This is a genomic window from Massilia sp. TWR1-2-2, from assembly GCF_049897565.1.
In the GTDB taxonomy this organism is placed as follows: Bacteria; Pseudomonadota; Gammaproteobacteria; order Burkholderiales; family Burkholderiaceae_D; genus JAFCUW01.
The window spans coordinates 102,097-123,250 of record NZ_JAFCWM010000002.1; the positions used below are offsets into that span (position 1 = coordinate 102,097).

The following is a 21,154-nucleotide window of genomic DNA, read 5'->3' on the forward strand; positions in this document are numbered from 1 at the left end:
CTTTTTCCATTATGCAATTGCAATTGCTCCCAGTACAAGCGATGATATGTTGAATTCCCTGTGCGCATCGGCGCCTCCAACCCCAGAAGTAGCATTAACCCGAGATTGACGAGATGGCAGAATTGACAGCCGTAGTACTAAGCTTCCTCAAGGCGATCGGCAAATATCGCTGGTATGCAGTGGCCATTTCATGGATCGTCGCGCTCGTGGGCTGGGCCGTGGTCTATAAATTGCCGAACGATTACCAGGCTTCGGCCCGCGTCTATGTCGACACGCAGAGCATCCTCAAGCCGCTGCTGTCGGGCATGACGACGTTGCCGAACCTGGACCAGCAGGTCGTGTTCATGCGCCGCACCCTGATCAGCCGGCCCAACGTCGAGCGCGTCATGCGCATGGTCGACCTCGACGTCAAGTCGAGCAACGCCAAGGACCATGAAAAGCAGGTCGACGAGCTGATGAACAACATCAAGATTCTCGGCACCGAGCGCGACGATATCTACACGATTACCTACAATAATTCGAACCCAAAACTGGGCAAAGACATCGTGCAGTCGCTGCTGACCATCTTCGTCGAAGGCAGCTTTGGCGGAAAGAAGCAGGATTCCGAGAAGGCCGTCCTGTTCATCGACGACCAGATCAAGACGTACGAAGAAAAGCTGGCCGCCGCCGAAAGCGCGATGAAGGATTTCAAGATCCGCAACATGGGCATGCTGCCGCGCCAGGGCAGCGACTACAGCGGCAAAATGATCGAAACGGCCGACCTGCTCAACGCCGCCAAGCTCGAACTGCTCGAAGCTGAACAGTCGCGCAACGCCATCAAGCGCCAGATCGCCGGCGACGACCCGGCGCCGGTCACCGCGCCGGCGGAGGCGGGCGACGCGGGCGACAATCCGGAGCTCGATGGCCGCATCTCCTCGCTCAACAAGCAACTCGACGTGCTGCGCCTGCAATACACCGAAGCGCACCCCGACATCGTCGCCGCCAAGCGCCTGATCGGTCAGCTCGACGCGAAGAAGAAGGAAGAAGCCAAGAAGCGCAAGCGCAGCAGCGATCCGGGCATTAACTACAGCCCGATGCTGCAGCAGATGAATGTGGCGCTGTCGGTGGCCGAAGCGCGCGTCGCCTCGCTCAGCGCCCGCGTGGCCGAATACAACAACCGCATGGGCCGCATGCGCAGCCAGAGCAACGAAGCGCCGGAAGTCGAAGCGCAGCTGGCTCAGCTCAACCGCGATTACGCTGTCAACCGCGACAACTACCAGAAACTGGTCGAGCGGCGCGAAGCGGCCAAGCTGTCGGGCGACCTGAGCTCGGCGACCGACATGCTGACGTTCCGCGTCATCGATCCGCCGACCGTGCCGCTGTCCCCCGCCGGACCGAACCGTCCGCGCCTGTTCTCGCTGGTGTTTGCCGGCGCGCTGGTGGCGGGCCTGGTCGTCGCCCTCCTGATGAGCCAGGTCCGTCCGACCTTCCTCAGCCAGGCCGCGCTGCGTGAAGTGACCGGCGTGCCGATCCTCGGCACCATCGGCATGAACTGGACCACAGAACAAAAAGTGAAGCGCCGGCGACGGCTGTACGCGATGGGAGCCTCCGTATTTGCGCTGTTTGGTGCTTACGGCGGCGTGATGGCAGCGATCTTGATCAGACCTTCGCTGTAACGCGATCGATCACGGGAGAACATGTGAGTATTATCGAAAAAGCAGCAAGTCGGATCGACCACAAGAAGGAGGCCGCAGCGGCCTCGCCTGTCGAGATCACGTCCGTGCCGGTAGCGGCGCCAGTGGCGCACACGCCGATCATCGTCGCGGCGGCAGCGGCGGCAGCGGCGGCAGCGGCCAGCCACGCCGCCCCCGAGCCCGTGGTGGCGCGCGCCATGCCGACAGCAGTGCCGGCGCCGGCCGTGATGCCGGTTATCGAGCCGGCACCGGCGGCAGCGCCGACGGCGGCGCCACGCAAGCAGAGCACCCGCAAGGTCGAACTCGACCTGAACCGGATGCGCGAGATGGGCATGGTCACCGCCGCCGGCGGGCGCACCCTGCTGGTGGAAGACTTCCGCATCATCAAGCGTCCGCTGATCAAGCGTGCCTTCGCCGAGCACACGCCAGGCACGCCGCCGGGCAACCTGATCATGATCACCAGCTCGCTGCCGGGAGAAGGCAAGACCTATTGCGCCATCAACCTTGCCATGAGCATCGCCATGGAACTGGACCACACGGTGCTGCTGATCGACGCCGACGTCGCCCGCCCGTCGGTGCTGCGCACGCTCGGCCTGCCGGCCCAGCGCGGCCTGATGGACATCTTGCTCGACGACAAGCTCGAACTGGCCGACGTCATGCTGCGCACCAACGTCGACACCCTCAGCATCCTGCCGGCCGGCACCAGCACGCCGCGCGCCACCGAGCTGCTGGCGAGCCAGACAATGAGCACCTTCGTCTACGAAATCGCCAACCGCTATCCGGACCGGATCGTCATTTTCGATTCGCCGCCGCTGCTGCTGACTTCCGAAGCGCACGTGCTGGCCACCCACATGGGGCAGATCGTCCTCGTCGTCGAGTCCGAAACGACGACCCAGCACGCGGTCAAGGAATCGCTGCGCCAGCTCGAGGGCTGCAGCAACGTCAACCTCATCTACAACAAGACGCGCGAATTCCCGGGCATTGAAGAAACGTATGACTATCACTATGGCTAAGCGGGTGCGGGCGCCGGCCATGGGCGCGCCAACGCTGCCCATGGCGGCGCCGGCGGCACTGCTGGCCATGCTGTGGGCGCCCCATGCCGCCGCCGAAATCAAGGTCACCCCGGCGGTCGACTTGCGCGCGACCTATTCCGACAATGTCAGCCTAGTAGCGGACGAGGCCGCGCGGGGCCAGTTCATCACCGAGCTGTCGCCGTCCGTGACGCTAACCAGCAACACACCGCGGCTGAAGCTTCGGGCGCTTGCCGCCGTCCATCTGTACGCCTACTCCGGCGCGCGCGTCAGCGGCACTAACAGTTCTTCGCGCGAACTGTCGGCCGACGCCCGCGCAAATCTCATCGACGAACTTCTGTATTTCGACGGCAACGCATCGATCGCCCAGCAAAGTGTATCCGCCTTCGGCCCGCAGACCGGCGCCAACGGTTATTCCAACGCCAACCGCGACGAAGTGCGCACGTGGCGCGCCAGCCCCTATCTGCGCCACCGCTTCGGTACCCTGGCCAGCGGTGAATTTCGCTACACGCGCGACTCCGTGCAGTCGAGCAATGCGGCGTTCGGCGACAGCACCTCCAATGCCGCCGCGCTCGTGCTTAGCAGTGGACCCTCCTTCCGCACCGTTGGCTGGGGCTTCCAGGCAAGCCGCCAGGAACTCGACGACACGCTCGGGCGCAAGTCGCGCGTCGACACGTCTACCCTGAACCTACGGCTGCGCGTGACGAACGAATTGAGCCTGAAAGCGTCTGGCGGCTACGACCGCTACGATTTCGATGGCGAGGGCGGCGAGACTGCCGGCAGCAGCCGCTCGGTCGGTTTCGTCTGGACGCCGTCGCTGCGCACCAGCGTCGACGCGACCATTGGCAAGCGCTTTTACGGCGACAGCTACTCGCTCAGCGCGCTGCACCGCAGCCGCAACACCACTTGGAACATTACTTACAGTGACGGCGTCACCACCGCGCGCGAGCAGTTCCTGCTGCCGGCGCCGATCACCACCTTCAGCATCCTCGAGCGCCTGTTCGTCGCCACCTACCCCGATCCGGTGGAGCGGCGCCTGGCGGTCGAGGCCTACATGCGCGCCACCGGCCTGCCGATCGTGCAGGGCGTGGCGACAAATGTGCTGACCAACCGCTTCCTGCTGCAAAAAACGCTGCAGGCGTCGGTCGGCCTGATCGGCTCGCGCAGCAGCGCGATCCTGTCGCTCAACGCCACCGAGCGCACCGCGCTGTCGCCGCGAAAGGCTGACAGCGGCTTGCTGTCGCCGAACCTGCCCTCGCTCAACGACGACCTGCGCCTGGTCGGCGCGACACTGGCGGCGACCTACCGCCTGTCGCCGCGCAGCAACGTCAACGCGTCGCTCGGCAGGACCCGTACCGAGTCGCTGACCACCGGCTTTACCGGCGACCAGAGCCTGATGTCGTTGGCGTTGACGCGCCAGTTCCAGCGCAATATCAGGGGCATGGTCGAAGTGCGCCACCAGCAAGGCACCGCCGCCATCCCGGGCGGCAACAAGTACCGCGAGAATGCGATCAGCGCGTCCCTTTCATATCAGTTATAGCGAAAGTCGAGCAAGCGATGTACGAAACTTATTATGGCCTCAGCGCCAAGCCGTTCCGGCTGCGTCCGGACCCGCACTTCTTCTACGGCAGCAAGGGCCACAAGCGCGCCATGGCTTACCTCGACTACGGCCTGTCGCAGGGCGAGGGCTTCATCGTCATCACCGGCGAAGTCGGCGCCGGCAAAACCACTCTGGTGCGCAACCTGCTCAACAACCTGCCGTCCGAGCAGATCATCGCCGCCCACATCGTCAACACCAACCTCGATTCGGACGACACCTTGCGCATGGTGGTGTCGGCGTTCGGCCTGCCATACGAGAACGCCAGCAAGCCTGACCTCTTGACGCGGCTGGAACAATTCCTGCGCGCCGCCGATCAGCAGGGCAAGCGCGCCCTCCTGATCGTCGACGAGGCGCAGAACCTGACCGCCCGCACGGTCGAGGAACTGCGCATGCTGTCGAACTTCCAGACCGACGAAAAGTCGCTGCTGCAAACCTTCCTGCTCGGCCAGCCGGAGTTTCGCACCACCTTGCACAGCGCCAGCATGCTGCAGCTGCGCCAGCGCGTCATCGCCAGCTATCACCTCGGCCCGATGGACGCCGACGAGACCCAGGCCTACATCGAGCACCGGCTGCACACGGTCGGCTGGAACGGCGACCCGGCGTTTTCGCCCGGCGCCTACGCCGCCATCTACGGCTACACCGGCGGCATCCCGCGCAAGACCAACACCTTGTGCGACCGTCTGCTGCTGATGGGCTACCTGGAAGAGCTGCACGCGTTTACCGAAACCGAGGTCAACGCCGTGATCACCGACATCGACGAGGAATTCCAGCTGCCGCCGGGCGCCGCCGAAGCCGAGCGCGCCGAAGCGTCCGAGCCGGTCGCCGCCGAACCGGTCGGCAGCAGCGGCCAGATGGACGAGCGCATGATGCGGCTGGAAAAGTCGATCGTGTCGGTGCTGTCGATTCTGAAAAAGATCGTGGCCACCCCGGCTGCCGCCGTCGCCGCGGTGGCCGGCAGCGCTGCCGCCGCTGCGCCTGCCGCAGCGGCCGACGCCGCCCTGCCGGCCGAAACGCAGGACCTGCGCCAATGAAGCGCGACGTCGCAACCGCGCACCAGGGCGCGGCCCCTGGCGCGGTGATCCGCAACGCCATGACGATCGACGTCGAGGATTATTTCCAGGTGTCGGCGTTCGCGCCGTACATCGACCGCGACAGCTGGCCGAACCTCGAATGCCGGGTCGAAGCGAACATCGACCGCATCCTCGCCATCCTCGCCGCCGGCAACGTCCACGCCACCTTCTTCACGCTCGGCTGGATTGCCGAACGCTATCCGGCCATGGTGCGCCGCATCGTCGCCGGCGGCCATGAACTGGCCAGCCACGGCTACGGCCACCTGCGCGCGTCCGACCAGAGCCGCGCCGAGTTTGCCGACGACGTCACGCGCAGCAAGGCGCTGCTCGAAGACATCGGCGGCAACGCGGTGCTCGGCTACCGCGCGCCGAGCTTTTCGATCGGCACCGGCAACCTGTGGGCGCTCGACGTGCTCAAGGAAGCCGGCTACCGCTACAGCTCGAGCATCTACCCGATCAAGCACGACCACTACGGCATGCCCGACGCGCCGCGTTTCGCGTTCTACCCGAACGGCCCGGATGGCTTGCTCGAAGTGCCGATCACCACCGTGCAGTTGATGGGGCGCAACCTGCCGGCCGGCGGCGGCGGTTACTTCCGCCTGTTGCCGTATGCGCTGTCGCGCTGGATGATGAAGCAGGTCAACCAGGCCGACCGCCAGCCGGCCATTTTCTATTTCCATCCGTGGGAGGTCGATCCCGGCCAGCCGCGTCCCGAGGGCGTCGGCGCCAAGAGCCGCTTTCGCCATTACGTCAATCTGGCGCGCATGGAAGCGCGCATCGGCGCGCTGACGCGCGACTTCGCGTGGGACCGCATGGACCGTATTTTCCTGGGCAAGCAATGAGTTCGATGTTGGAAGCGCCTGAACAAGCCGCAGCGCAGCGCGCCACCGGCCCGCTGACAGTCAAGTTGATGGTCGCGCACGACAAGGCGCGCTGGGACGCGTTCGTCGACGGCTGCCCGGAAGCGACGTTTTTCCACCGCGCCGGCTGGCAGCGCGTGATCGAGCAGTCGTTCAAGCTGAAGACGTGGTTCTACTACGTCGAACAGGCTGGCCAGATCCAGGGCGTGCTGCCGCTGTGCGAAATTAACAGCCGGCTGTTTGGCCACGCGCTCGGCGCCATGCAGTTCTGCGTCTACGGCGGCGTTGCCGCCATCAATGACGAGGCGCGCGCCCTGCTCGACGGCGCAGCCGACGCGCTGGCGCGCCAGCTGAAGGTCGGTCACCTCGAATACCGCAACATGGTCGCCGCCCATCCGGGCGACGCCGCCTGGCACACCAAGGAACTGTACGTCACGTTCCGCAAGGCGATTTCAAGCGACGACGACGAGAACATGAACGCCATCCCGCGCAAGCAGCGCGCGATGGTGCGCAAGGGCATCAAGCTTGGCCTGGTGGGCGAAGTCGACGACAACGTCGACCGCATGTTCGACGCCTACGCCAGCAGCGTGCACCGGCTCGGCACGCCCGTGTTCCCGAAAAAATATTTCGCGCTGCTGAAGGACGAATTCGGCGACGACTGCGAAGTGCGCGTCATCACCCAGAACGGCGCGCTGGTCGCCGCGGTGCTGTCGTTCTACTGGCGCGACGAAGTGGTGCCGTACTACGGCGGCGGCATGCCGCTGGCGCGCGACGTCGCCGGCAACGACTTCATGTACTGGAACCTGATGCAGGCCGCCGCCGCGCGCGGCGCCCGCCTGTTCGACTTCGGCCGCAGCAAGCTCGGCACCGGCGCCTACGACTTCAAGAAGAACTGGGGCTTCACCGCCCAGCCGCTGCCGTACGAATACCGGCTGTACGAGTCGACCGAGCTGCCGGACAACAATCCGCTCAATCCGAAGTACCAGCTGTTCATCAAGATGTGGAAAAAGATGCCTTTGAAGCTGGCCAACATCATCGGGCCGCACATCGTCAGGAACCTGGGCTGACCGACGTGGAAAACCTGCTCCTGCTGATCCACCGTATGCCGTATCCGCCCAACAAGGGCGACAAGATCCGCTCGTACAACCTGCTCAAGCACCTGGCGCAGCATTACCGGGTGCACCTGGGCACGTTCGTCGACGACGCCGACGACTGGCAGCATGTGCCGCTGGTGCAGGGCATGTGCGCCAGCAGCCACTTCGCCAAACTCAATCCTACCATGGCGCGCGTCAAAAGCCTGGGCGCGCTGCTCGGCAATCGCGCCCTGTCGCTCGACTATTACCACGACGCCGGCATGCACAAGTGGGTCGCCCGCACGATGCAGGCGCACGCGATCAGCAAGATCGTCGTGTTCTCGTCGCCGATGGCGCAATATGCCCAGCCCTATCCGGCGGCGCGCCGCGTGATCGATTTTTGCGACGTCGATTCGGACAAGTGGCGCCAGTACGCCGAGAAGAAATCCGGGCCGATGGCCTGGCTGTACGGCCATGAAGCGCGCCAGCTGCTCGCCTACGAGCGCAAGGTCGCGCGCGAATGCGACGCCGCCCTGTTCGTCTCGGCGCCGGAAGCGGCGTTGTTTAAGCAGCTCGCGCCCGAAAGCGCGGCGCGCATCGGCTACTTCAACAACGGCGTCGACACCGGGTTCTTCGCGCCCAGCGCCGCCTCGCCGAATCCCTACGCCCCCGGCCAAAAAGTGATCGCCTTTGCCGGCGCCATGGACTACTGGCCCAACATCGACGCGGTGCAGTGGTTCGCCGCCGAAGTGCTGCCGGCCGTGCTGGCCGCCGAACCGGCGGCGGCGTTCTACATCGTCGGCGCGCGCCCGTCTGCGGCGGTGCAGGCGCTGGCGGCGCTGCCGAACGTGTTCGTCACCGGCACCGTCGACGACGTGCGCCCGTACGTCACCCACGCCGCGCTGTCGGTGGCGCCGCTGCGCATCGCCCGCGGCATCCAGAACAAGGTCCTCGAGGCGATGTCGCTGGCCAAGACCATCGTCGTCTCGCCGCAGGCGCTCGAAGGCATCGAAGCCGAACCAGGACGCGAACTGCTGCTGGCCGCCGACGCGCCGCAATTTGCCGCCGCCGTGCTGCACGCGCTGGCCCATCCCGATGCCGCCATGGGCCAGGCCGCACGCCGCAAGGTCGAAGCGCGCTACGGCTGGTCGGCCAACCTGGCGCGGGTCGACTCCCTGCTCGACAACACCACCACCATGACGGAAACCGCATGAGCGTCATCACGCCCTCCACCACCAAGCTGACGCAGGCGATCGCCACGGCCGAGCGCGGCAGCATCGCGCGCTACCTGATCATCGCCGTCGCGCTGCTGCTGCCGCTGCTGCTGCACTTCGCCACGGCCAGTTCGATCGTCTCGATCTGGAACCGCTCCGAAACGTTCGCCCACGGCTACATCATCGTGCCGATCAGCCTGTGGCTGGCGTGGGAACGGCGCGCCACGCTGGCGCAGATGACGGCCTCGCCCTTTTGGCCCGGCTTCGTGCTGCTGGCGCTGTGCGGCTTCGGCTGGCTGCTGGCCGACCTGGGCGACGTGCAGATCGTCAAGCAGTACGCGTTCGCCGCCATGCTGCCGCTGACCGCGCTGGCCGTGCTCGGACGCCGCATCGCCCGCGTGCTCGCCTTCGCCCTGCTGTTTCTGCTGTTCGCGGTGCCGTTCGGCGAAATATTCATCGACCCGTTGATCAACATCACCGCCAACTTCACCATCGACTTGCTGCGCGCCACCGGCATTCCGGTCCTGCGCGAGGGCAACCACTTCTCCATCCCGTCGGGTAACTGGTCCGTCGTCGAGGCCTGCAGCGGCCTGCGCTACCTGATCGCCTCGGTCACGCTCGGCACCCTGTACGCCCACCTGACATATCGCTCGCGCTGGCGCCAGGCGCTGTTCATCCTGTTGGCGATCCTCGTGCCGATCGCCGCCAACACGGGCCGCGCCTACATGATCGTGATGATGGGCCACCTGTCGGGCATGACGATGGCCGTCGGCGTCGACCACCTGATCTACGGCTGGGTATTTTTCGGCATCGTCATGTTCGTGCTGTTCTGGCTCGGCACGTTCTGGCGCGAAGACCGCGCGCCAGCCAAGGGCGCGCCGCGCGTTCTGCCGCCGCAAGGACCGCCGGCGTCGACCGCCAGGCTGGCCGCCGCCGCGCTGGCCGTTGCCGTCTGCATCGGCGCCTGGCCGCTGTACGCCGCCTGGCTCGAGCGAAACGCCGTCAATCCCGCCACGCCGCAGCTGAGCGGGCCGCAGGCGGCTTGGACGGTGGCACCCCAGTTCGCCGACTGGACACCCGGCTTCGCCAAGCCGGCCACGCAGTTCCAGGGCGCGTACGCCAACGGCGGCCAGCCGGCCGGCCTGGCGCTGCTGTACTACCGCGCCCAGCGCACCGGCACTCGCCTGATCAGTTCGACCAACCGCCTGGTCGGCGAAAAGAGCGCCTGGCGCAGCAACGGCGCCGCGGTACGCACTGAGACGATCGGCGCGCGCACCTTCGGCGTGCGCGAAGAAATCCTCGCCGATGCGCGCGGACGCATGCTGGTCTGGCACTGGTACCGCATCGACGGCAAGGACACCCGCAGCGATTACGTCGGCAAGCTGTACCAGGTGATGCAGAAGGCGCTGCACGGCAGCGACGACGGCGCCGCCATCATCGTCTATGCCCGTTTCGACGACAGCCCGGAGCAGGCGCGCGCCACCTTGCGCGCCTTCCTGGCGGCCAACCTGGCGCCGGTGGAAGCGGCGCTCGACCAGACCCGGCGGCGCTGATGGTCGCCCCGCATAACGAGGCGCCGCTGGTCGTGCACCTGATCTACCGGCTCGACTTCGGCGGGCTGGAAAACCTGATGGTCGAGCGCATCAACCGCATGCCGGCCGACGCCTACCGCCACGCGGTGGTGTGCCTGACCGGCTACACCGATTTCGCCAACAAGATCACCCGCCCGGGCGTCGAACTGTACTCGCTGGGCAAACAGTCCGGCCTGTCGCTCGGCACCCACGCGGCGCTTTGGAAGCTGCTGCGCAAGCTGAAACCGGCCGTCCTGCACAGCTACAACCTGTCGGCGATCGAGTACGCGCCGGCCGCCCTGCTCGCCGGCGTGCCGGTGCGCGTCAACGGCGCCCACGGCCGCGACGCCGCCGATCCGCAGGGCCGCAACCGGAAGCACAATTTCCTGCGCCGCATGATGGTGCCGTTCTACGACTGTTGCTACGCCAACTCGGCCGACATGCTCGAGTGGAACCGCACCGTCATCGGCGTGCCGGCGCACAAGAGCCGGCTGCTGGCGAACGGCATCGACAGCGACAAGTTCCGCCCCGCCGCCGGCGATCGCAGCGACGCCTTTTTTGCCGCCGGCTGCATCGTCATCGGCACCGTCGGGCGCATCCAGGATGTGAAGGACCACGCCACCCTGGTCGACGCCTTTGTGCAGCTGCTCGGTCGCATGCCCGAACAGCGCGCGCAGCTGCGCCTGGCCATCGTCGGCGACGGCCCGGTGCTGGAAAAGCTGCGCGCCAAGGTGGCCGCCGCCGGCATCGCCGACCAGGTCTGGCTACCCGGCGCGCGCACCGACATCGCTGACATCCTGCGCGGCCTCGACATCTTCGCCATGTCGTCGATCGCCGAAGGCACGCCCGGTTCGGCGCTCGAAGCGATGGCCAGCGGCTTGCCGGTGGTCGGCACGCGCGTCGGCGGCATCCCCGAAGTGATCGCCGACGGCGTCACCGGCCTCTTGGTGCCGGCGTCGGATCCGGCGGCGATGGCGCAGGCGCTCGAACGCTACGCCCGTTCGCCGGCGATGACGCGTGAACACGGCGCCGCCGGCCGCGAGCGCGTGCAGCGCAACTACAACATGAACGCGATGGTGGCGGGCTACCAATCGATGTACGACACGCTGTGTGAACGAAAAACGAGCTTCAGAAAGAACATTAAATCATGTGTGGAATCGTAGGAATCTTTGATACGCGCGGCGCGCGACCGATCGACCGCGCGCTGCTAAGCCGCATGAACGAGCGCCATCATCACCGCGGGCCGGACGAAGGCGACATCTACACCGAACCCGGAGTCGGCTTCGGCCACCGGCGCCTGTCGGTGATCGACATCGCCAGCGGCCAGCAGCCAATGTTCAACGCCGCCGGCGACGTCGGCGTGGTGTTCAATGGCGAGATCTACAACTTCCCGGAACTGACCGAGGAACTGCAGCAGCTCGGCTACGTGTTCCGCACCAAGAGCGACACCGAAACCATCGTCCACGCCTGGTCGGCCTGGGGCGAAGCGTGCGTCCACAAGCTGCGCGGCATGTTCGCCATCTGCGTCTGGGACCGCACCAGGCAGGTCATGTTCATGGCGCGCGACCGCCTCGGCGTCAAGCCCTTCTACTATGCGCTGCTGCCCGACGGGATGTTCATCTTCGGCTCCGAGCTCAAGTCCCTGCGCGCCCACCCGGACCTGCCGCACGCGATCGACCCGCAGGCGGTCGAGGACTATTTCGCCTACGGCTACGTGCCGGAGCCGAAAACGATTTACCTCGGCGCCAAGAAGCTCTCCCCTGGCTACACGCTGACGATCCACATCGGCCAGCCGGTGCCGCAGCCGAAAAAATTCTGGGACGTGCCGTTCAAGCTGCACGCGCCGATGAGCGAGAAGGACGCCGAGGAAGAGCTGATCGTGCGCCTGCGCGAAGCGGTCAAGATCCGCCTGAAGGCCGAGGTGCCGCTGGGCGCCTTCCTGTCCGGCGGCGTCGACTCGAGCGCCATCGTGGCGATGATGGCAGGCCTGATGAAGGACCCGGTCAACACCTGCTCGATCGCGTTCCAGGAAAAGGCGTTCGACGAGTCGCAGTACGCCGAACAGGTGGCGCGCCAGTACAAGACCGAACACGTCACCGAAACTGTCGACACCGACGACTACGCGCTGCTCGACACGCTGGCCGACCTGTACGACGAGCCGTACGCCGACAGTTCGGCCATCCCGACCTACCGCGTCTGCCAGCTGGCGCGCAAACGCGTGACGGTGGCCCTGTCCGGCGACGGCGGCGACGAGAACCTGGCCGGCTACCGCCGCTACCGCTACGCGATGGCAGAAGACAGCGTGCGCTCGAAAATCCCGCCGACCATGCGCAAACTCATCTTCGGCCCGCTCGGCAAATACTATCCGAAGGCCGACTGGGCGCCGCGCGTGTTCCGCGCCAAGACCACCTTCGAAGCGCTGTCGCGCGACCTGGTCGAAGGCTACTTCCATGGCGTCTCGATCATGTCCGACGACATGCGCGCGCAGCTGTTCTCCGACAAGTTCCGCAAGAACCTGCAGGGTTACCAGGCCATTGAGGTGATGAAGGGCCACGCCGCCGCGTCGCCGACGGACGACCCGCTGTCGATGATCCAGTACCTCGACATGAAGACCTACCTGCCGGGCGACATCCTCACCAAGGTCGACCGCGCCAGCATGGCGCATGCGCTGGAAGTGCGCGTGCCGCTGCTCGACCACAAGCTGGTCGAATGGATTTCCGGCCTGCCGCCAGAGATGAAGCTCAAGGGCAGCGAAGGCAAGTACATCTTCAAGAAGAGCCTCGAACCGCATCTGACCGAAGAGATCCTCTACCGCAAGAAGATGGGCTTTGCGGTGCCGCTGGCGACCTGGTTCCGCGGCCCGCTGCGCCAGCGCGTGCGCGAGTCGCTGCTGGGCGACACGCTGGCCTCGACCGGCATCTTCAACACCAACTATCTCGCCCAGATGGTCGAGCAGCACGAGTCGGGCCGGCGCGACTACAGCGCGCCGATCTGGACGGTGCTGATGTTCGAAGCGTTCCTGCGCAAGGAACTGCAGGGCGAAGCGGCATGAGCGCGCTGCCGAAGCTGGACGCCTTGAGCGCGCCGCTGCGCATATTGCACGTGCTCGACCATTCGATCCCGCTGCACAGCGGCTACACCTTCCGCACCCGCTCGATCCTGCAGCAGCAGCGCGCGCTCGGCTGGCAGACGTTTCACCTGACCAGCCCGAAACAGGGCGCCGCCCCGAAGGCGCACGAAGAAATCGACGGCCTCGGCTTCTACCGCACCGCGCCCAGCACTGGCCTGCTCGACCGCCTGCCGGTGCTGAACCAGCTGGCCGTCATCGACCACCTGGCCGCGCGCTTGCTGGAAGTTGCGCGCGAGGTCAAGCCGGACGTGCTGCACGCGCACTCGCCGGCGCTCAACGCGATCGCCGCGCTGCGGGTCGGCAAAAAGCTCGGCATCCCGGTGGTGTATGAAATCCGCGCCTTCTGGGAAGACGCCGCGGTCGACCATGGCACCGCCAGCGAATGGGGACTGCGATACCGCATCACCCGCGCGATGGAAACCTATGCGCTGAAACGCGTCGACGCCGCCACCACCATCTGCGAAGGACTGCGCGCTGAAATCGTCGGCACCCGCGGCATCCCGGCGCAGAAGATCACCGTGATCCCGAACGCGGTCGACATCGGCGACTTTTCGGTCGACGGCGCGCGCGACGAAGTGCTCGCGTCCAGCCTTGGGCTGCAGGGCAAGTCGGTGCTCGGCTTCATCGGCTCGTTCTATGCGTACGAAGGCCTCGACGTGCTGCTGCAGGCGCTGCCGGCGATGCTCGAAGCGAATCCGGCGATCCGCGTGCTGCTCGTCGGCGGCGGCCCGCAGGACGCCGCGCTCAAGGCGCAGGCGGTGCAGCTGGGCGTGGCCGACAAGGTGATCTTCACCGGCCGCGTGCCGCACCACGACGTGCAGCGCTATTACAACCTGGTCGACGTGCTGGTCTACCCGCGCCTGAAGATGCGCCTGACCGACCTGGTGACGCCGTTGAAACCGCTCGAAGCGATGGCGCAGGGCCGCCTGCTGGTGGCGTCCGACGTCGGCGGCCACAAGGAACTGATCGAAGACGGCAAGACCGGCGTGCTGTTTCGCGCCGGCGACCCGCTGGCGCTGGCGCAGAAAACGCTCGCGCTGCTCGGCGCGCCGGAACGCTGGGCGGCCTTGCGCGCCCAGGGCAGAAGTTTTGTGGAAAATGAACGCAGCTGGAAGGCCAGCGTCGCGCGTTACAAGAACGTCTACCAGGGCGTCACCGGCAAGGCGACGCCTTGATCTCTCAACCGCCCCTGCGCATCGGCGTGGTCGGCCCGCTGCCGCCGCCGTCCGGCGGCATGGCCAACCAGACCTTGCAGCTGATTGGCCTGCTCGAAGGCGAAGGCCACCAGGTCGAAGTCATCCAGGTCAACGCCCCGTACACGCCGGCGTGGGCCGGCAAGCTGCCGGGCCTGCGCGCGTTGTTTCGCCTGGCGCCATATGTCGCGCACCTGTGGGGCGCGGCCGGCCGCGTAGACCTGTTCCACGTAATGGCCAATTCCGGCTGGTCGTGGCACCTGTTCGCCGCGCCGGCGATCTGGATCGGCCACTTGCGCGGCTGCCCGGTGGTGGTCAACTACCGGGGCGGCGAAGCGGACGCCTTCATGCAAAAGTCGCAGCGCTGGGTGCGCCCCAGCCTGCTGCGTGCCGATGCCGTGGTGGTGCCGTCGGGCTTTCTCGAGCACGTGTTCAGCAAGTACGGCGTGGCCACCACCGTAGTCCCCAACATCATCAACCTCGAGCGTTTTTCGGCGGCCGTTCCCGGCGCCGCGCTGCCGCTGCGCGTACTGGTGGCGCGCAACCTCGAGCCGATCTACGACAACGACACGGCGCTGCGCGCGTTCGCCCTCGTCGCCGCGCGCATTCCGGGTGCGACGATGGTGGTGGCCGGCTCCGGCCCGCTGCGCGCCGAACTCGAACAACTCGCCGTCGACCTCGGCGTCGCCGCCGCCGTGACCTTCACCGGCCGCGTCGACAATGCCGGCATGGGCGCGCTGTACCGCGGCGCCGATCTGATGCTCAATCCGAGCACGGTCGACAACATGCCAAATTCCGTGCTCGAAGCGCTCGCCAGCGGCGTAGCCGTCGTCAGCACCGATGTCGGCGGCGTGCCGTTCATGGTCGAAGACGGCAAGACGGCGCTGCTGGTGCCGCCGCGCGCGCCGCAGGCGATGGCCGACGCCATGTTGCGCCTGGCCGATTCCCCCGAACTGGCCTCGCGTTTACGCACGGCAGGACTAAGTTATGTGCAACAATACGCGTGGCCAGGAGTACGGCCGCGGCTGCTCGCGGTCTACCGATCGGTCACCAACACCAGCCTAGCCAAGGTAGCAAGCCACCCATGAGTACCCAGACATTGCCCAACACCGGCCTGTACACCTCGGTGGTGTCGCGCCTGCTGTTTCCGCTGCACGAGCGCATGAAGCGCCACACCACCGTCGCGGTGCGCCAGTCGATGGAACAATCGCAATGGTGGCCGGCGGCCGAACTCGAAGCGCTGCAACTGAAGCGCCTGCGCCGGCTGCTGCTGCGCGCCCAGGCCAAGGTGCCGTACTACCGCGACCTGTTCGCCGCCGCCGGCTTCGACCCGGCGCGCGACGTCACCACGCTGGCCGACCTGCAGCGCCTGCCGCTGCTCGACAAGGCGCGCATTCGCGCCGCCGGCGAAGGGATGAAGGCGCTCGACGCGGATGGCCTGGCGCGCTTTAACACGGGTGGCTCCAGCGGAGAACCGCTGATTTTCTACATCGGCAAGGAACGCGTCAGCCACGACGTCGCCGCCAAGTGGCGCGCCACGCGCTGGTGGGATGTCGACATCGGCGACGCCGAAATCGTCGTCTGGGGTTCGCCCATCGAACTGGGCGCGCAGGACAGCGTGCGCGCGGTGCGCGACCGCATGCTGCGCACCGAGCTGCTGCCGGCGTTTGCCATGTCGGACGCCAAGCTCGACGGCTTTCTCGCGCGCATCCGCGCGGTGCGCCCGCGCATGCTGTTCGGCTACCCGTCGGCGCTGTCGCACATCGCGCGCCACGCCAGGGCGAAAGGCGTGCGCATGGACGATCTCGGCATCAAGGTCGCCTTCGTCACGTCCGAGCGGCTGTACGACGAGCAGCGCCAGCAGATCTCCGAAACGTTCGGCTGCCCGGTGGCCAACGGCTACGGCGGGCGCGACGCCGGCTTCATCGCCCACCAGTGCCCGGCCGGCGGCATGCACATCACAAGCGAAGACATCATCGTCGAGATCCTCGACGCCGACGGCCAGCCGGTGCCGAAGGGCACCGCCGGCGAAATCGTCGTCACCCACCTCGCGACCGGCGACTTCCCGTTCATCCGCTACCGCACCGGCGACGTCGGCGTGCTCGACACGGCGCCATGCAGCTGCGGGCGCGGCCTGCCGCTGCTCAAGGAAATCCAGGGCCGCAGCACCGATTTCCTGGTCGCCATTGATGGCACCGTCATGCATGGCCTGGCGCTGGTGTACATCCTGCGCGATCTTCCTGAAGTCAAGGCGTTCAAGATCGTGCAGGAAAGCCTTGAGCTGACCCGGGTGCAGGTGGTGGCCGACGCCGCGCTGGCGCCGGCGTTGCTGCAGAAAATCGAAGCCGGCTTCAAGGCCCGCCTGGGCGCGGTCGTCGCCATCGAGGTCGAGCAAGTACCGGCCATCCTGCCGGAAAAATCCGGCAAGTTCCGCTACGTCGTTAGCAAGGTCGACGCGGCTCAGCCGCGCTGACCAGGAGTTCCAATGAGAGACATTCTAGTCACCATCGTGGTGTTCTGTTCGCTGCCGCTGATCTTCAAGCGGCCCTACTGGGGGCCCGCGCTGTGGATCTGGATCAGCGTGATGAACCCGCACGCCCAGGGCTGGGGTTTCGCCCGCTCATTCCCGTTCGCCGCCATAATCGCCGCCACTGTGCTGCTCAGCCTGGTGGTCTACAAGGGCGACAAGAAGCTGCCAGTGGTGCCGGTCACAGTCGTGTTCATGTGTTTCATGGCGTTAATGTGCGTGACATCGCTGTTCGCAATCCACCCCGATCTGGTCTATACGCAATGGAACAAAGTGATGAAGATCTTCGGCATGACGCTAATAGTCATCATGTTGATGAAGGAGCGCAAGCACATTGAAATGGCGATCTGGTCGATCGTTATCTCGCTCGGCTACTACGGCGTTAAGGGCGGCATCTTCACCATCAAGAGCGGCGGCGCAGATCGCGTGTGGGGTCCGGCTGGCACCTTCATCGAAGGCAACAACGAAGTCGCGCTTGCTCTAATCATGGTCATTCCACTTATGTTCTATCTGATGAAGATCACCTCCAACAAATGGGGCCGCTATGCCTTCATGGCGTCGATGGGCCTGTGCGCGTTCGCTTCGCTCGGGTCGTACTCACGCGGTGCCTTGCTGGCCATTGCCGCAATGGCCGGCTTCCTTTGGCTCAAGAGCAAGGAAAAGCTCACGGTGGGACTGGTGTTGGTGCTGCTGGTGCCGGTGATGTTGCTGGCCATGCCTCAGCAATGGCACTCTCGCATGGACACGATTGGCGAGTATAAAGCTGACGAATCGGCGATGGGACGGGTGAACGCCTGGCACATGGCAACCAACTTGGCAATGGACCGCCCGCTCGGCGGCGGCTTCGAGATCTACGACGCCGGTGTATTTGCCCGATACGCGCCGGTGCCGGAAGACATTCACGCAGCCCACAGCGTCTATTTTCAAGTGCTCGGCGAGCACGGATTCCTTGGTCTGTTCCTGTACCTCTCGATCGGTTTCCTGACATGGCGCAGCGGCAGCTGGGTAATCAAGAACAGCAAGCTCGATCCGGAACTGAAATGGGCTGCCGAACTGGTTCCCTTGCTACAGGTCAGCTTACTCGGCTTCGCGGTTGGCGGCGCCTTCCTCAGCCTGGCGTACTTCGACGTTCCCTATTATGTGATGGCGGCGATGGTGGCAACGCGCCTGGTCGTCGAGCGGCACCTGAAGGTCAGCAGAGACGTAGCCAAGGCAGAGGCGACGGCGCAGCGCCTGACGGGGGCCACACCGCAGAAAGTATCAAATGGATAATCTTCACAGCACCGCACGGGTTGGCGGCTTCAACGAGGAGCCCGACCACGCCCGCGACTCGGACCTCTCACTCATGCTCGGCAAGATGATGATGCGGGTGCTCTCCCCTGGCGGCAAGCGCGGCCTGTCGATCTTTATCTATCACCGCGTGCTGCAGCACAAGGATCCGCTGTTTCCCGGCGAAGTCGACAGCGCCGAGTTCGACCGCGACCTGCGCCGCATTGGCGCGATGTTTAACGTCATCCCGCTGATTGACGCGGTGCGCCACAGCGCCGCCGGCACCTTGCCATCGCGCGCGGCCTGCATCACGTTCGATGACGGCTATGCCGATAACGCCGAAGTCGCGCTGCCGGTCCTCCAACGGCGCCATCTGCCGGCTACCTTTTTCATCGCCACCGGCTTCCTCAATGGCGGGCGTATGTGGAACGACTCGGTCATCGAGATGGTGCGCCGCGCGCCCGACGGCGCGCTAAATTTTAGCGTCTTTGGCCTTGGCGTCCATCCGGTCAGCTCGGTGGCGCAGCGCCAGGCGACGATCATGGCGTTGATCGGCCAGCTCAAGTACCTGCCGATGGGCGAGCGGTTGACTATGGTCAATCGCCTGGTCGACGCGGTCGGCATCGCTCTGCCGAAAAACTTGATGATGACGACGTCGCAGGTGCTGCAGCTACACCTATCGGGCATGGGGATCGGCGCGCACACGGTCAACCATCCGATCCTCGCCAGCATCGAGCTTGATGCCGCGCGCGCCGAAATCGCGCAAGGCAAGCAGGCGCTGGAAGAGATGATCGGCGAACCCGTCCGGCTGTTTGCCTACCCGAACGGCAAGCCGGATTCGGATTACCGCGCCGAGCACGTGGCGCTGGTGAAGGAGCTCGGATTCGAAGGCGCGGTATCGACCGCGTGGGGCGCCTGCAAGGGCGCGCCGGACGTGCACCAGCTGCCGCGCTTTAGCCCGTGGGACCGCACGCCGATGCGCTTTGCCGTCAGGATGGCGCGCAACATCCTCAAGCCGGCCACTTTCGCCTGACCGGCACAGGTCTGCGCCCAAACAAAAAACGCCGGCAATTGCCGACGTTTTTTTCGTTATGCGGCGCCGACTTCGCGCTGCTTGAACCACTGTTCTAGCATCATCAGCACCCACACCATGGTGCCGTGATAGCCGGCGTGCTCGGACAGATGCTGGCCGACCAGCTGGTCGATGAACTCCCCGCGTACGATCTTGCGCTGCTTCAGGTCAGTCAGGCTGTCGGTGGCCAGCTGCTGCAGCGGCTTGTGGTGCTGCAGCCAGACGCCGAACGGCAGGCCGAAGCCGTGCTTTTGCTTGGTGATGATTTCATTCGGCAAAAAGTCTTTCAGCGCTTCCTTGAAGAACCAGCGCAGCTGCGTGCCGTTGAGCTTTTGCTGCGGCGTCAGCCGCGCGGAAAACTCCACCATCTGGTCGTTGAGGAAGGGGAAGGCCACTTCCAGACCGGCCAGTTCGCACGCCTTCATCACCTTCGGCAAGTCGTTGTCGGCCAGCGTGATCTTCAGGTCGAGCTCTAGCATGCGGTTGATCAGGCTGCCCGCTTCGCTCTTGCCGTAGGTGTCCGCCAGGCTCTTGAGCGGCACTGCATCGTCGCAGCCGGCCAGGAAGTCGTCGGTGAACACCTTGCTGGCGCCATAGCGGCCCAGCAGGTTGTACGTTTCCAGCCGCGCCGGCATCGGCACCGACGCCTGCTCGATGTAGCTGCGCGCCTTGCGCACCAGCTTGATGTGTTCGCCCGCGGGGAAGTTGAATACCGCCGGCTCGAGCAGGGCCTTGCGAAGCAATCCCGGCACCCGGTCGTACATGGCGAACACGTGCTGCTTCGAATAGCGCTCGTTGCCGCCGAACAGTTCGTCGCCGCCGTCGCCGCCGAAAATTCGCGTCACGCCGTCGGCGCGCGCCATCTTGGCGCAGTAGTAGGCAGGCACCGCCGAGGCGTTGCCGAACGGCTGGTCGAACACGCCGGCGATCAGCGGGATTGCCGCCACCACGTCGTCCGGGGTGACGTAATACTCGTGGTGCTCGGTGCCGAAATGGCGCGAGGCGATGCGCGCGTATTCCATCTCGTCGTAGCCTTCGGCCTCGAAGCCGATCGAATACGTCTTGGCCGGCTTGCCCGACACTTCCGTCAGCGTGCCGGCAATGGTCGAGCTGTCGGTGCCGCCGGACAGGAAGGCGCCGGCGTTGGCGCCCTCGGCCGCTTCGCGCACACCGCTGCGCAGCAGGTCGCGAAATTCCTGTTTCAGTTCAGGCAGCGACTTGCTGCCCTGCTCGTCGAACTTCATGCGCCAGTACTGGTGCGTCTCGACGCGGCCCTGGCGGTACAGCAAGTACTGTCCCGGCAGCAGGCGCTGCTGCTGCGCGTGCACCGTGCCCGGGCTTGGCACCATGTGGAAATAGACGTAGTTGTAGATGCCCTGCGAGTCGATCCGCGCCGGCGTCAACGGGTGGCGCGCGATCGTGTCGGCGGATGAACCGAACACCAGCGTTTCGCCCGACACCTGGTACGACAGCGGCTGGGTGCCCATGCGGTCGATCGCAAGCATCGCTTCGCCGGCGGCGTCGTCGATAATCGCCAGCACGAACGGGCCGGACAGACTGTTGCACGCCAATGCCGGCGACTTGCGCCAGGCATCGAGCAGCGTCTTGCCGATGCCCTGCTCGGCCGCCTGCTGCGCCAACGCGGCGTCGCGCATGCGCACATGACCCCACAGGGCAACAGTGAAGGCGCCGTTCTGGTACACGTGCGCGCTGCCGGCGGCGGCGGCGACCGCAACGGCGCTGGCGCGGCCAGGCAGGCACTGCACGCTGTGGCCGTCGAAGCGCGCCATCGGCACCGCCATCGTCTCGACCAGCGCGCGGTTATCCGCCGCCCCGGCGCCTTTTCCAATCCAACCGCATAAACCACTCAT

16 protein-coding genes are annotated in these 21,154 nt (G+C 65.7%); 15 read left to right on the forward strand and 1 reads right to left on the reverse strand.

The window, feature by feature from the left end:
• The first annotated feature begins 113 nt into the window (after window positions 1-113).
• From ACP7DD_RS02450 to ACP7DD_RS02520, 15 genes are read left to right on the forward strand one after another with little or no spacing between them, the layout of a single operon-like run.
• Window positions 114-1,655 (forward strand): XrtA system polysaccharide chain length determinant, encoded by a 1,542-nt coding sequence (locus tag ACP7DD_RS02450; RefSeq protein ID WP_426173114.1) that lies wholly within the window; start codon window positions 114-116, stop codon window positions 1,653-1,655.
• Window positions 1,656-1,678: 23 nt separating this feature from the next.
• Window positions 1,679-2,686 carry an XrtA-associated tyrosine autokinase gene (locus ACP7DD_RS02455; RefSeq protein WP_426173116.1) on the forward strand — a complete coding sequence of 336 codons (1,008 nt, stop codon included), beginning with the start codon at window positions 1,679-1,681 and terminating at the stop codon, window positions 2,684-2,686.
• The gene (locus ACP7DD_RS02460; protein WP_426173118.1) at window positions 2,667-4,244 is read left to right on the forward strand and encodes a TIGR03016 family PEP-CTERM system-associated outer membrane protein; all 1,578 of its coding nucleotides are present in this window, start codon (window positions 2,667-2,669) and stop codon (window positions 4,242-4,244) included. Before ACP7DD_RS02455 ends, ACP7DD_RS02460 begins: the two co-directional genes overlap by 20 nt.
• Before the next feature lie 17 nt (window positions 4,245-4,261).
• Window positions 4,262-5,335, forward strand: coding sequence for an XrtA/PEP-CTERM system-associated ATPase (locus tag ACP7DD_RS02465; RefSeq protein WP_426173120.1), 1,074 nt, complete (start codon window positions 4,262-4,264; stop codon window positions 5,333-5,335).
• Window positions 5,332-6,216, forward strand: coding sequence for an XrtA system polysaccharide deacetylase (locus ACP7DD_RS02470; RefSeq protein ID WP_426173121.1), 885 nt, complete (start codon window positions 5,332-5,334; stop codon window positions 6,214-6,216). Before ACP7DD_RS02465 ends, ACP7DD_RS02470 begins: the two co-directional genes overlap by 4 nt.
• A complete protein-coding gene (locus tag ACP7DD_RS02475; RefSeq protein WP_426173122.1) occupies window positions 6,213-7,301 on the forward strand; it encodes a FemAB family XrtA/PEP-CTERM system-associated protein in 1,089 nt (362 codons plus the stop codon). Before ACP7DD_RS02470 ends, ACP7DD_RS02475 begins: the two co-directional genes overlap by 4 nt.
• Before the next feature lie 5 nt (window positions 7,302-7,306).
• A complete protein-coding gene (locus ACP7DD_RS02480; protein ID WP_426173124.1) occupies window positions 7,307-8,521 on the forward strand; it encodes a TIGR03087 family PEP-CTERM/XrtA system glycosyltransferase in 1,215 nt (404 codons plus the stop codon).
• Window positions 8,518-10,074 (forward strand): exosortase A, encoded by a 1,557-nt coding sequence (xrtA, locus tag ACP7DD_RS02485; RefSeq protein ID WP_426173126.1) that lies wholly within the window; start codon window positions 8,518-8,520, stop codon window positions 10,072-10,074. Before ACP7DD_RS02480 ends, xrtA begins: the two co-directional genes overlap by 4 nt.
• Entirely contained in the window at window positions 10,074-11,255 is a 1,182-nt protein-coding gene (locus ACP7DD_RS02490; protein ID WP_426173128.1) for a TIGR03088 family PEP-CTERM/XrtA system glycosyltransferase, read from the forward strand. The genes xrtA and ACP7DD_RS02490 overlap by 1 nt, the downstream gene beginning before the upstream one ends.
• Window positions 11,240-13,144, forward strand: a complete 1,905-nt coding sequence (locus ACP7DD_RS02495; RefSeq protein WP_426173129.1) for an XrtA/PEP-CTERM system amidotransferase — start codon at window positions 11,240-11,242, stop codon at window positions 13,142-13,144. Before ACP7DD_RS02490 ends, ACP7DD_RS02495 begins: the two co-directional genes overlap by 16 nt.
• Window positions 13,145-13,179: 35 nt before the next feature.
• Window positions 13,180-14,397, forward strand: a complete 1,218-nt coding sequence (locus ACP7DD_RS02500; RefSeq protein ID WP_426173320.1) for a TIGR04063 family PEP-CTERM/XrtA system glycosyltransferase — start codon at window positions 13,180-13,182, stop codon at window positions 14,395-14,397.
• The gene (locus ACP7DD_RS02505) at window positions 14,394-15,503 is read left to right on the forward strand and encodes a glycosyltransferase family 4 protein (protein ID WP_426173130.1); all 1,110 of its coding nucleotides are present in this window, start codon (window positions 14,394-14,396) and stop codon (window positions 15,501-15,503) included. Before ACP7DD_RS02500 ends, ACP7DD_RS02505 begins: the two co-directional genes overlap by 4 nt.
• Entirely contained in the window at window positions 15,500-16,888 is a 1,389-nt protein-coding gene (locus tag ACP7DD_RS02510) for a phenylacetate--CoA ligase family protein (protein ID WP_426173131.1), read from the forward strand. The genes ACP7DD_RS02505 and ACP7DD_RS02510 overlap by 4 nt, the downstream gene beginning before the upstream one ends.
• A gap of 12 nt (window positions 16,889-16,900) precedes the next feature.
• Window positions 16,901-18,214, forward strand: a complete 1,314-nt coding sequence (locus tag ACP7DD_RS02515) for a putative O-glycosylation ligase, exosortase A system-associated (protein ID WP_426173132.1) — start codon at window positions 16,901-16,903, stop codon at window positions 18,212-18,214.
• Entirely contained in the window at window positions 18,207-19,244 is a 1,038-nt protein-coding gene (locus tag ACP7DD_RS02520) for a polysaccharide deacetylase family protein (protein ID WP_426173133.1), read from the forward strand. Before ACP7DD_RS02515 ends, ACP7DD_RS02520 begins: the two co-directional genes overlap by 8 nt.
• 56 nt (window positions 19,245-19,300) lie before the next feature.
• Here the strand turns inward: ACP7DD_RS02520 and ACP7DD_RS02525 are convergent, their stop codons facing one another.
• Window positions 19,301-21,154, reverse strand: coding sequence for an asparagine synthetase B family protein (locus ACP7DD_RS02525; protein WP_426173134.1), 1,854 nt, complete (start codon window positions 21,152-21,154; stop codon window positions 19,301-19,303).